10 protein-coding genes are annotated in these 13,357 nt (G+C 30.3%); 8 read left to right on the top strand and 2 right to left on the bottom strand.

Annotated elements, in window-relative coordinates:
- Nucleotides 1-257: 257 nt before the first annotated feature.
- On the bottom strand, nt 258-1,169 hold the full coding sequence (locus ABDZ69_RS03995) for a transposase (protein ID WP_343766860.1): 912 nt from the start codon (nt 1,167-1,169) through the stop codon (nt 258-260).
- Nucleotides 1,170-1,296: 127 nt separating this feature from the next.
- On the opposite strand from ABDZ69_RS03995, the gene ABDZ69_RS04000 reads away from it, so the two are divergent.
- The 5 genes from ABDZ69_RS04000 (at nt 1,297) to ABDZ69_RS04020 (ending at nt 7,100) form a co-directional block, all read left to right on the top strand.
- Nucleotides 1,297-1,506 carry a hypothetical protein gene (locus tag ABDZ69_RS04000; RefSeq protein ID WP_343766862.1) on the top strand — a complete coding sequence of 70 codons (210 nt, stop codon included), beginning with the start codon at nt 1,297-1,299 and terminating at the stop codon, nt 1,504-1,506.
- A 330-nt stretch (nt 1,507-1,836) separates the two neighbouring features.
- The gene (locus ABDZ69_RS04005) at nt 1,837-2,523 is read left to right on the top strand and encodes an ABC transporter ATP-binding protein (protein ID WP_343766864.1); all 687 of its coding nucleotides are present in this window, start codon (nt 1,837-1,839) and stop codon (nt 2,521-2,523) included.
- 11 nt (nt 2,524-2,534) lie between these two features.
- Nucleotides 2,535-5,048, top strand: a complete 2,514-nt coding sequence (locus ABDZ69_RS04010; protein ID WP_343766867.1) for an ABC transporter permease — start codon at nt 2,535-2,537, stop codon at nt 5,046-5,048.
- Nucleotides 5,049-5,156: 108 nt separating this feature from the next.
- Nucleotides 5,157-5,852: a response regulator transcription factor gene (locus ABDZ69_RS04015; RefSeq protein ID WP_343766869.1), complete on the top strand. Its 696-nt coding sequence runs from the start codon at nt 5,157-5,159 to the stop codon at nt 5,850-5,852.
- 6 nt (nt 5,853-5,858) lie between these two features.
- Nucleotides 5,859-7,100, top strand: a complete 1,242-nt coding sequence (locus ABDZ69_RS04020; RefSeq protein WP_343766870.1) for a HAMP domain-containing sensor histidine kinase — start codon at nt 5,859-5,861, stop codon at nt 7,098-7,100.
- Nucleotides 7,101-7,202: 102 nt separating this feature from the next.
- Here the strand turns inward: ABDZ69_RS04020 and ABDZ69_RS04025 are convergent, their stop codons facing one another.
- Nucleotides 7,203-9,218, bottom strand: a complete 2,016-nt coding sequence (locus ABDZ69_RS04025) for a methyl-accepting chemotaxis protein (protein WP_343766873.1) — start codon at nt 9,216-9,218, stop codon at nt 7,203-7,205.
- A gap of 105 nt (nt 9,219-9,323) precedes the next feature.
- Between ABDZ69_RS04025 and ABDZ69_RS04030 the strand changes: the two genes are divergently transcribed.
- The 3 genes from ABDZ69_RS04030 to ABDZ69_RS04040 all read left to right on the top strand — a co-directional run bounded on the left by ABDZ69_RS04030 (nt 9,324) and on the right by ABDZ69_RS04040 (nt 13,349).
- On the top strand, nt 9,324-11,204 hold the full coding sequence (locus ABDZ69_RS04030; RefSeq protein WP_343766875.1) for a WG repeat-containing protein: 1,881 nt from the start codon (nt 9,324-9,326) through the stop codon (nt 11,202-11,204).
- Nucleotides 11,205-11,236: 32 nt separating this feature from the next.
- Nucleotides 11,237-11,671: a hypothetical protein gene (locus ABDZ69_RS04035; RefSeq protein ID WP_343766878.1), complete on the top strand. Its 435-nt coding sequence runs from the start codon at nt 11,237-11,239 to the stop codon at nt 11,669-11,671.
- A 106-nt stretch (nt 11,672-11,777) separates the two neighbouring features.
- The gene (locus tag ABDZ69_RS04040) at nt 11,778-13,349 is read left to right on the top strand and encodes a ClC family H(+)/Cl(-) exchange transporter (RefSeq protein WP_343766880.1); all 1,572 of its coding nucleotides are present in this window, start codon (nt 11,778-11,780) and stop codon (nt 13,347-13,349) included.
- Nucleotides 13,350-13,357 lie beyond the last annotated feature (8 nt).

Raw genomic sequence — 13,357 nt, forward strand, 5'->3', positions numbered from 1 at the left:
CATTTCTTTTATTTATGGGAATGACTGTATTGATAGTTGGATTTTACGCTTATTATATTATTTAGGGACAGTTAATAATTATTTAGTATTTAACATTTATTCATTATTAATAAAATAAACAAAATAGCTTGTACTAAAAAACATTAAAAAAGAAAATAAATGATTAAATATAATTTATGAATCCAATTAATAAAATTAGGAATAGCAAAGCTAAGGTGTATAAGATGTACAACTTAATTATATATTTTTATTGATTTTTAAGCGCTATGCAGAGATATAAAATCATATATAATATCTTTGAATTTATTATCCTCTTTAATAATATTCGCACCCATGGTACAAAGGGTAGATACTCGAGATTGAGTTATATTACCTAAGATTTCACAGATGTCTTTACACCGAAAATCGCATAATGATCTCATCAGCAAAGCTGCCAACGCTCTAGCTTTTGTATAATCTCTGTGGTTTTTTATATGAAGTTTTATTTTGTTAATTTGAAGTTTGCTAGCTATGAAATTAATAATATCCATAGGATTAAAGTTTCTAACAAGAAGTGTTTTTTCACTTTTATATTCAGTCTTGTTATCTTCAATTTTAAGTTCTTTTTCTAATAATTCATCATTGCCGAATAACAAAAACAAATACTGCTTCCTAGATTTTTTTACATTATCATTTAATAAAGTCATAATAAAATCTTCTTCAACGATTTTAAAAGGATCTTTTTTCAAGCCTAAGTAAGTTGATAGGCTTGAGTACTTATATTTTTCTGGACAAGATTTATATTGATTAATTGCCATGGGGTTTTTGTGAATATATGCAGAAGCTAAAAGTAAGTATCTATCACTATGAATTATCTTGCTTTTAAATCTATCTTTAAAAAGAGGACCTTCACGTTTATACTTTTTATTAAAAGTCATAGCAAATTTAAAATTAATACTATGCATAATTTTAGATATATCAGCTCCATTAGGATCTATTATAAAGTGAGCGTGATTACTCATAAAACAATATGCATAAACTCTAAATTTATAAATAGTTTGATAATGTTTCATTATAGAAATATAGTCGTCTTTATCACAATTATTATTAAATAGATATACCTCACTTATACTTTTAATAATTATATGATAAACAGCGTTTTCAGGTTTAACTCTAGCAGCTCTAGGCACTGAAATCACCTCTTTCTATTACTTTATTAGTAATTATTACCATGTACCTGGTAAATATACAAAAAACAGAGAAAAGAAGAGGATATTACCACTTATGTATAGACGTAAAGTACTAGGAGGTGGTTTTATGAATAAACAAGAATTTATAGCTAAATACAAAGTAAGTCCTTTAGAATTTCAAAGAGCACTTGACAATCACATTAATTTTATGGGGTATTGTTCTATGGATTTAAAGTCATATACTGGTGCTCAGTATTCAATAATATATGATAATAATAAAGATGAAATAGTAATAGTGGATATTGAGTTGACCGAAGAAGAATATAAGGAACGATAGGAGGAGTTGGAGGTGATAGAATATATGGAGTTGGAAGATATAGAAAATGAACCTTTTGTATATGAGAATTGGAGATTTTAATAATCTATTGCCTCTGGTGTTTCCAGGGCTTTTTTTATGTCAAAATTTAGTTGAAAACAAATTATTGTTAACTGTCCCTTAAAGCTAAATAATTATTAAAAAGTTATTAACCGTCCCTTAACCTTACAGCTTAGTAAGATAAATCTTTTTCTTTGTAAGCTATATGACATGGAGTAAGGAGAAGAGGTAAAGTATAATGAGAATATGTTAACGAGAAAATAATTAAAGTGATCAAAGGGAGAGGTATAAATGGAAATACTAAAAGTGGAAAATTTAAGCAAGGTTTATGGTAAGGGAGAAAATAAGGTAGAGGCCTTGAAAAATATAAATTTATCTGTGACTAAAGGTGAGTTTGTAGCTATAGTAGGGGCATCAGGTTCTGGTAAAAGTACTCTTCTTCATTTATTAGGAGGTTTAGATAGACCTACTAGCGGAGAAGTCGTTGTGGATGGAGAGAGTATTTATAAATATAAGGAAGAAAGACTTGCTATATTTAGAAGAAGAAAAATAGGATTTATATTTCAGTTTTTTAATCTATTACCGATTTTAGATGTAGAAGAAAATATTGCTCTTCCAGCGCTGTTAGATAAAGATAAGATAGATAGAAAATATTTAGAGGAGCTTATAGAAATATTAGGACTTAAGGATAGAAAAACTCATCTTCCATCTGAGCTATCTGGAGGACAGCAACAAAGAGTATCCATAGGTAGGGCCTTGCTTAATAAACCATCCATAATACTTGCTGACGAGCCAACAGGAAATCTTGATAGTAAAAACTCGAAAGAAGTTATTGAGTTATTAAAGTTTACGGCTAAAAGGTACAATCAGACGTTAATACTTATAACTCATGATATCAATTTAGCTTCTATGGCAGATAGAATAATTACCATAGAAGATGGGGAAATAACTTCTGATAAAAAGTTGAGAAATAACTAGGGGGTGAAGGCATGATAACAAATTATAATCAGCTCACGGGCAAATATTTAAGGGCAAATAAGAAAAGAAATATATTGACTGTCATAGGAATAATTTTATCTGTTGCTTTAATATCTTCCATAGGACTTTTTATTAAGGGTATGCAAGACTTACAAATAGAAGATGCCAAAAATTCTAGAGGAGCTTATCATTTAATATATAAAAAGGTAGACGAGAGTTTAGCTTTAAAGCTAAAAAGTAACCCTAGTGTTGGTAGAAGTGGGCTGTACAAAATCGGGGAAAAATTTACTATAAATAATGAATTAGTGATTGAAGAAGTTATAACAACGGATTCAGCAATTGAACTATCACCCTATAAAATTAAAGAAGGAAAAATACCTGAGATCAATAATGAAGTAGCAGTTGAAAAATGGGTACTAGAGACTATTGATAAAAATATTAAAATTGGGGATAAATTTAAAATTACAGATAAAGAGTATAAGCTTGTTGGAATACTTGATGATGTTATAAAAAACCAAATGGATACAAATGGAGTATTGTTAAGAAAAGACAATAATATTGATGAAAAGAATTCAATGATGCTAATAGAAATAAGCTCAAAGGCCAACTTAAAGAAAGCTTTAAAAGAATTAAATGAGTTAGCTCCTGTTGAAACCATTGTTCCAAATACCGTACTTCTAGAAATGCAGGGGGCTGGGGGATTCAACTCAGCGTTAGGAGGACTTTATACAACTGTTGCAGTAATAATCTCTATTGTTGTAGTGGCAACTATTGCTGTAATATATAACTCATTTTATATCAGTGTAGTAGAAAGAATAAAGCAATTTGGACTACTAAGAGCAATAGGGACAACTCCAAAGCAAATTAGAAACTTAGTGTTTAGAGAAGCCTCTGTTTTAGCCCTTATAGGTGTACCCATTGGTCTAATATGTGGAGTTATAGCTATATGTGGTATTGACTTAGCCTTCAAACTTATTGCAAAGGATGCGTTCCAAATAATTAAACTTTCTCTATCACCTAGGATTTTGGGCATAAGTGGATTAATAGGATTATTAACTATATATATGTCCGCTTTTATACCTGCTCATTTTGCTGGCAAGCTTTCACCTTTAGTAGCTATAAGCAGTAGAAATTCAATAACCAAAGAAAAAATAAAAAGAAGAAAAAGCTTAATTATGGGAAGTTTGTTTGGGTTTGAAGGGTCGTTAGCATCAAAAAACATAAAGAGAAATAGAAAAAGATATAGAGTAACAGTTTTTTCAATAATAATAAGTGTGGTTTTATTTATTACATTTAAATCTTTCATGGATTTATCATTTAATATTGGAAATAATCTTAATGAATCTATGAAAACCCACTTTTCAGTAATAATAAGTGATGACGGAATTAACAAATATGAAGCTATTGATGACAATATAATAAATGATATAAAATCTTTAAGTTCCATAGATAAAGTATATAAAGTTTACGACAATTACAGCTTCCTTAATGTAATTGCCAAAAATAAAGAGATAGATGAATTCAAAAACTTCCCAGTATATGAAGGTTCAGAGGATATTTATAGAAATATAAATATAGATGGTGGGGACAAAACTCTTATGAGCTCTTCTATAGCTATATATGATAAAGAAGCCATCAAAGTATGTAAAAAATATATAAAAAGTGGCAATATAGATGTAGAAAAATTAAATAAAGAAAAAGGGGTAATATTAATAGGGAAAAATATAGTATTTAACCCTCAAACAAAAAATAACTTTTATGGACCTATTGCTGATATAAAAGTTGAAGATGAAATCCCCCTTCAATATATAAATCCGTCAAAAGATCCTGTGGAATTTGGAAAAGGGGAAGTAAAAAAGGTTAAAGTAATGGCAATTTTAAAAGATGAACCATTTTTCTTTAGAGGAAGTCAAAATGGACTGAAAATTATTGCCACAGAGGAAATAGCAAAAGAATTAGTTGGTGCAAAAGAAATACAACCTGTAAATTTAAATATAATGATTAAAGATGAAAAAAACTCAGAGAAGGTAAAAGAAGAAATTGAAGGGGTTATAAAATCAAATTCTTCATTAAGAATAATTAATCATATTGATAATAATAGAGAGGGCAATTCTGCAATATTGATGGTTAAAATATTATTGTATGGATTTGTTATCGTAGTATCTTTAATTGGAAGCGTTAATATTATAAACACACTGACTACAAATATTATACTTAGAAAAAAAGAGTTTGGCATGTTAAAGGCCGTTGGATTAACTCAAAAAGGATTGAAGAAAATGATAACCTTAGAAGGGCTTTTGTACGGTGTAGTAGGAACGGTTTATGGTTCAGTAATAGGGACGGGGCTATCTTATTTAACATTTAGCGGCATGAACAGATTAAGGGAATCTGCATGGGTAATCCCTTGGGATTCAATAGCTATTGCAGGAGCAGCGGCTATAATTATTGGATATGTTTCAGTACTTGCTCCCCTTAGAAGAATTGAGAAAGAAAATTTAATTGACGGCATAAGAGAAGAGTATTAAAAGTAAAATAACCTTACATCAAAACAATAGATGTAAGGTTATCTTTTATCTAAGAAAGGGTTAGGATATAATTAATAATAGTAAGAACATTTAAATGAGGTGAAAAGCTTGAATAGATTATTATTGGTTGAAGATGATGAGTCTTTAGCTCTTGGTATAGAATTTACTTTAGAAGATGAAGGATACGAAGTGACTAGAACAGCTACAGTGGAAGAAACAAAGAGTATATTAAGAGAAGAAAATTTTAGTTTAATTTTACTAGATGTAAATTTACCAGATGGCAATGGTTATGAATTATGTAAATTTATAAGAAAAGATAGTGATGTGCCGATAATTTTTTTAACTGCTCGTGATGATGAAGCGAATATAGTTTTAGGACTTGAAATAGGTGGAGATGATTATATAACTAAACCTTTTAGGGTAAAAGAATTACTTTCAAGAATAAAAGCGTTAATAAGGAGAAATTCTAAAAAACTTGTAACAGGAAATAAACTTTGTAGTGGCAATATATTGCTAGATACTTCAACGGCCACAATAAAGAAAGATGAAGAAAGTATTACTTTGACATCACAAGAATATAAGTTATTATTGGTATTTATGAATAATCCTAATGTGTTGATGAAAAGAGACCATATACTCACTGAATTATTAGAAGGAGAAGAACCTTTCTTTGATGAAAATACCTTGTCTGTGTATATAAAAAGAATAAGAGAAAAAATAGAAGATAATCCTAAAGAACCTAATTTCATAGTTACTCAAAGAGGAATGGGATATAAATGGAATATGGATGTTACTAAGGAGTAGAAGCTTATGAAAGATTATTTTATTAACCCAGAGCTAAAGAAAAGTTCCCTTGTATTAGTATTTTTGATGAGTTCATTTTTAATTATAACCTCTATTGTATTTAAGCATCATCATAATCAATTAAAAGAGGACTATATAAGAAGCTTAGGGGCAATTACCGTAAGAATAATAGAAAAAGAGCCAAGTTTAGAAAAAGAGATTATTCCATTGATAACAAGAGAAGCTTCAGAAGAAGAGATAATAAAAGGAATGGATATTTTAAATTCTTATGGTTTAAGTGGAGAATTAGATAATCATCTGTTTCCATACATAGATAGAACCATATATATAAATAATTATTCTGTTGTTTTTATATTTGTAATCATGGTGTTAACTTTATTTATTATGAATTGGTTTCAACACGCATTCTTTTACAAGAGAATTAGAAGCTTAACTATGGCTGCCAAGAGAGTAGTAGAAGGAGAGTATAATTTATCTATAGAAGAAGATAAAGAAGGAGATTTTTCTAAACTTGCTACTTCTTTTAATTCTATGAGGGAGATAATTAGAAATAATTTAGAACAGTTACAAGAGGAAAAAGAATTTTTAGTAAATTTATTATCGGACATATCTCACCAATTAAAAACTCCATTATCGTCTATGATAGTTTATAATGACATAATGTTACAAAAGGAGTTATCTAGGGAGAAAAGGGAAGTATTTTTAATAAATAATCAAAATCAGCTTAGTAGGATGGACTGGCTCATTAAAAGCATACTAAAACTTGCTAAGCTAGATGCAAAAGCCATTGAGTTTTATAAAGAAAACCTAAGCCTAAATGATACCTTAAAGGATTCCATAGAAGGCTTAGAAGATAAAGTTTTAGGGGGACGGTTAACAATTAATATGGTTGAAAAAGATCAAATAGCCTTTATCCATGATAGGCTATGGATTGAAGAAGCTTTAATAAATATTATAAAAAACAGTATCGAACATAGTCCTCAGGGAGGAGTAATAAATATTGAGTTATATGAAAACCCTGTCTATAGAAGAATTACTATAGAGGACAATGGTGAAGGTATAGGGGAAGAGGATCTTCCTAATATTTTTAAGAGATTTTATAAAGGAAAGACATCGAAAAAAAGCGATTCTATCGGCATTGGTCTTGCACTGGCAAAATCCATAGTTGAATCCCATAATGGTAGCATTGAAGCTCATAGTAAGATAGGAAAAGGAACAAAATTTGTAGTAACTTTTTTTAAATATTGAAGAATTGATAAAACGTGATAAAAGGGGACGGTTAATGATTTTGTTTAGCTATGCTAACAAATTTTCATTAACCGTCCCTTTTTACTTTTTACTTTTATAGTATTATATATTAAATTTATTTAATTCATCTTCTAAGGCTAAAGCAAGCTTTTTAAGATTATTGGCATAGGATACGAATTGCTCCATGGTTGCAGCCACTTCTTCTGTAGAAGCGCTAACTTCTTCAGTTCCTGCAGCAGTTTCTTCAGAAATTGAAGAGATATTTTCCATTTGATGAGTTAAGTGTATCTTTTTTTCATCTAAATCCGTAGTAAGGTTTTTTATTCCAGAAACTTTATCTATGATCATTTTCATTGATGAAAGTATATCGTTAAATATCTCTTCAGTTGCTTTTACAGAGCTTTCTTGAGCTTGTACAGCTTCATTTGCTTTATTTATAGCTAGCACTGCTCCATGGGATTTTTGCTGTATTTCATTTATAATTTCTTTAATTTCTTTAGCAGAATCTCTAGATTGTTCAGCCAAATGCCTTATTTCCTCTGCTACTACAGAAAAACCTCTACCAGCCTCGCCAGCTCTTGCAGCTTCGATGGCTGCATTTAAAGCAAGAAGATTAGTTTGTTCGGTTATTTGAGTTATGGTTTCTGTAATACTAGTAATATCCTTAGTGCTTTTGTCAACATCTTCAACAATTTTACCTACTTCTAAAGATGAGGTAAGAGTTTCTTTAGATTTTTCAGTTAGTTTTTCTACAATAATCAAACCTTGATTAGTAATATCATTTGTCTTATATACTATAGAATCCATATCCATAGTATATTGATTTATATTACTAACTTTATCCGAAAACTCATTTATAGCCAAAGAGCCCTCTTCAGTACTAGCTGCTTGTTCCGCTGTTCCCTTAGCAATTTCCTGCATAGTAGCAGCCATACCATTTATGGAATGAGAAACTTCTTCTGATACTTTAACGAAGTTTGAGGATGTTTCTAATACTTCCTGTGAAGATTTTGCGGTATTTCTTATTAAGTTTGAAATACTAACCATCATATTATTAAAGCTATTAGCTAAATCTAAGAATTCATCCTTTGATGTAACGCTTACAGTGGTAGTTAAATCACCTTCAGATGCTTTTTCAATAGCTCCTTTTATTGAATAGATGTTTTTGGTTAGGCTTTTGCTTATAAATATTGAAATAACAGCACAAATTATACTAGATATTAATACTAAAAATAAAGTAGTGTTTCTAAGAGTTAAACTATCATTTAAAAATTCTGATTCATCTAGAGAAGCCATGAGTTTCCATGATGTTTTTTCATTTGTAGTAAATACACCTATTTTATTTGAATTATTAAAATTATACTTTGTATAACCATCAATCTTATAGTATACATCTTCCCAGTAACTTTGCTTAGTAGCTTCATCTGTTCCAATAAGTTCTGTATTAGGATGAGCTAACATGACCCCTTTTAGATTAAAGACATAAACATAACCTTCTTTACCTATTTTTGTTTGAGAAAGCTTACTAGATAGCTTGCTAGCATCTAAATCCATAGAAATTACCCCAACAAGCTTTCCGTTAAGTTCAACGGTTTTGGATATAGTTATTACCAATTTACCGGTTAATACATCTTTGTAAGGGTCGCAATAGGTTATTTTTCCGCTGTTTTTTATAGCATCATTATACCAAGGCCTTGTAGTTGGATCAAACTGTCTATTTAAATCTGTTTTAGGATATTCAAAAAACTTTTTTGAGATAGTTCCATAATATACGGAAGTGATAATATCCTCATTTGACTTACCGGCATTTTCTAGTAAATGGTCTAAAGAAGAAGCGGAGTCAGGTTTTTCTTCTATATTAGTAAAATCAATGTTTTGAGATAACATGTTTAATTGACTTTCGAATCTCTCAAAATAATTACTCAATCCTCTATTGACTTCCAATAAAGTTTGCTCCGAAGTAATCTTAAATTTATTTTCAAGTACCGAATAAGTTTTTGTGTAAGAAAAATAGCCTAATATTATGAGAGGAATTATGGAAAGTAGCATCAATATTGTTGTTAATTTTATGCCGATTTTATTGAGATTATTTTTCGACCTTTTCCTATGGCTTTTCATATAATTTTACCTCCGATGTGAAAATATTGTCATATTGGATTATATCACCAATTAATAATTTTGTGAATATAATATATATAATATTATTTATAAAGGAATTAAAAAATGAATAAAAAAAGGTTTTTGTTAGGCTATGTAAGAGATAACTTACCAAGAGGTTCTCGAGTATTGGATATAGACATAGAAGATCTGGATTTTGATGGTGTTGACGAAATATCTGTTAGATATGAATATGGGGGAGATAATTATATATTATTATTAAAAGGTGATAATGTAGCACCTCAAAGATTATTTTCAGCCCCAATAAAAACTCTAAAAGGAACAATGTGGGGTTATATAAACAATAAGGGAGAATTTGTAATAAAGCCTGTATATGATAATGCTTTTGATTTTCAAAGTAACGAATTAGCCATTGTAAGTAAAAACAATTATTGGGGAATTATTAATAAACAAGGAAGAGAAGTTGTCCCATTTAAGTACGATTCTATAAGTGAATTTTCAGAGGGCCGTGCAGTTGTGATTGATAAGGAAGGCTTCAAGGTAATTGATGAAAGAGGGACGGTAATAACAAATAAAGCTTATAATTATATAGGAAGCTATAGTGATGGTAGGGCAGTATTTGCCAATGCAAATGAAGGTGGTAATTATATTTATGGATACTTGGACTTAGAAGGGAAGGAAGTCATAGGGGCTAAGTATGAAGAAGCGAGGGATTTTAAAGAAGGTAAGGCTATAGTTAAAATAAAAGAGGGACAATATGCTCTCGTTGATAGAAATGGAAATGTAATTAATACTTATAATCATGCCTTTGTAGGAAATTTAGGAGATGGATTACTTCCTTTCCAAAATGAAATTGCAGGCAAGTATGGATATATTGACATAAGTGGAAAGGTAGTATTAGAACCTAGATTTTCTTTAGCATTACCTTTTTATAGAGATAGGGCTATAGTAAATGTATCTGAAGATTATATTAATAAATATGGTCTCATAGATAAAAGAGGTGACTATATAATAAAGCCTGAATACAATGACATAAATGATTTAGGTGAGGATAGATATGCTGTGGGAAAAGCCATTAGACCAGAAGAACCTTTTGTAGGATCCATATATGCTATTGCTTGCGTCTATGGAAAATTTTTTACAAACTTTATTTATAATACCGTTGCCAGCTATAAAAATGGTGTGGCTTCTGCTAGTAACAATAGCTATACGTTTTTCATAGATAAAAGCGGAAATATAGCTAGAAATCTTCCTATGGTAAAGGGTAGCGGTACTTTGGAGATTATGGATGGATTAATAAGAGGGATTGTAGACTATAGAACTATTTATTTTACCAAGGATGGCAAAGTTATTTGGCGACAAAATATAATCATTCCACTTAATAAACAATATAAAGTTTTAGAAGAAAAATATAAACCTAACAAAGATTATTTAGTTTACTATCCACAAGTTATGGGCATGGACAATAAGGATATAGAAAAAAATGCAAATGATAAGCTTAAAGAATTATCAGGAGTAAAGCCCATAGATGAAAATGCACAACTAGATTACACTTATTTTGGGGATTTCAATGTGGAGTTCTTTAAAAAGAACCTTCTAGTTCTAGAAATAGTAGGATACCTTTTTTACTTTGGAGCGGCCCATGGTATGCCATCAAAGGCTTATCCACATATCGACTTAGTTACAGGACGATTTTACGAATTAAAGGATTTGTTTAAAGAAGGAAGCAATTATGTAGAAGTATTAAGTAAAATTATAGGTGATGAAATTAAGAATAACCCAGAATATTCATATGTATGGCCAGACCAGTATAAGGGAATAAAACCTAATCAACCTTTCTATACAGACGAAGAAAATTTATATATTTATTTTGAGCCCTATGAAATAGCACCTTATGCCGCAGGATTTCCAACATTTAAGATACCATATTCAAAAATAATGTACATTATAAACACTGAGGGAGAGTTCTGGAGGGCTTATAATTAATTAACCGTCCCCTTTTATTTCCATTAGTTCATGTGATTAACGGTAGAGGAGTGGCAAAAGGAATAATTGCTGTAGGACCCGTAGCTATAGGAGTGTTTGCTTTGGGCTTACTTCCTATTGGTATTGTATCTTTAGGGGTAATCGGCTTAGGAATGTTAATTGGTTTAGGAGCTATTGGGGTATCTCCGCTGATATCTTTAGGAGGAATTGCTATTAGCTATTATTTGAGTTTAGGAGGAGTAGCAATGGCTAAACATTTTGCCATAGGAGGTTTAGCAGTAGCAAATTTGGCCATTGGTGATGCAGCGAAAGGAATAGTTGCTGTATATAAACAAAAAGGTAGTGGACAGTTTTTATATCCGTACTATACTGATGCTAGTAAAATAATAGGGCAGATTAAGATTTTATATCCTAGTATCAGTAGTACATTTAGTAAAGTTATTGAATTCGTGATAAAATATTTGTAAAAAAAAGCAAATAAATACATTTTATTGACAAATCATTTGATTAAAATTATAATTTTTATAGAAAAAGCATATTAATATTATAATTTTATGATTAGAAGGCGATAAAATGAAAGAGTTAATAAAACATTATTGGAACTTTAAATTTAAAGTAGCCATGGAAAGTATTTTAGTTGGTTTGTTAAGCGGTATAGTTATAGTTGCTTTTAGAATACTGCTAAATAAAATAAGTGAATTAAGAAATGAAATTTTGCTTTTTCTAAAATCTAGTTCTACAATTTACATCTTAGGATGGTTTTCTCTATTAATTGTAGTAGCTATAATTCTAGGGAAAATCGTAGTAAAGCTTCCAATGATAAAAGGCAGCGGTATACCTCAAGTAAAAGGGGTACTAATGAGACAATTGAAGATGGATTGGTTAAGGGAACTCATAGGAAAATTTTTTGGTGGAGCTATTGGTCCAGGGCTGGGACTTTCATTAGGAAGGGAAGGCCCCTCTATACAGCTAGGATCTCAAGTTGCTTTAGGGGTTAGCCGTATACTTAAAAGGCCTCATATGGAGGAAAAGTATTTAATTACGAGTGGTGCTAGTGCTGGATTAGCTGCGGCTTTTAATGCTCCTTTAGCTGGGGTAGTATTTGCTTTAGAAGAATTGCACAAAAATTTCACTCCTTTGATTTTAATCTCTACTATGGGTGCTAGTTTAGTGGCAAACCTTGTATCTTCTAAGTTCTTTGGGTTGGGGCCAACCTTTAAGTTTTACAATTTAACTCCTTTGCCTATAAACAAATATTTATTTCTAATTCCTTTAGGAGTAATTGCTGCTTTCTTAGGAGGGTTTTTTAACTATTCTATATTAAAGGTTCAAAAGACTTATGAAAACATGAATAAAATAAAAAATATATATAAACCTATAATTCCATTTGTTATGGCGGGAATATTGGGACTTATCATGCCGGAAATGTTAGGCGGGGGACATGAACTAGTTGAAAAACTAGGGGAACACGAATTTTTAGTTATGACGCTGATAATATTTATAGTAGTAAAGTTTTTATTTACAATAATATGTTTTGGTTCAGGAGTACCAGGAGGAATATTCTTGCCCTTGCTAGTAATAGGAGCTTTAATAGGCAAAACTTATGGAATTATATTAACAGAGTATTTTTCCTTGCCCTCAAATTATGTTATTAATTTTATGGTACTAGCTATGGCAGCCTATTTTACAGCTATAACTAGAGCACCCATAACTGGAAGTATATTAATTTTAGAAATGACAAATTCTTTTAATAACTTTTTAGAATTAATGGTGGTAGTAGCTGTAGCTTACTTAGTTGTGGATTTTTTAGAAGTACAACCAATTTATGATGCTTTGTTAGAAAAAATGCTGCAAAAGAGTGGCAAAAACACTTTGGTTGGTGAAAAAGGAAAGAAAGTAATAATAGAGATACCTATATCCATTGGATCAGAACTAGAGTATAAACAAATTAAAGAAGTGCTATGGCCTGAAGGGTGTTTAATCGTAGGAATTAATAGATTAGATAGTGACATAATACCAAAAGGTGAAACTAAAATACTTGAAGGGGATAGGTTAATCATACTTACTGATGAAGAGGTAGCCTGTAAAGTTAAGCATAAACTTATCTCTATGGGAGAAGAGAATATAAGAAATGCTCAGTTATAATAACTGAG

The sequence above is a fragment of the Clostridium malenominatum genome (genome assembly GCF_039521365.1).
In the GTDB taxonomy this organism is placed as follows: Bacteria; Bacillota; Clostridia; order Clostridiales; family Clostridiaceae; genus Clostridium_AW; species Clostridium_AW malenominatum.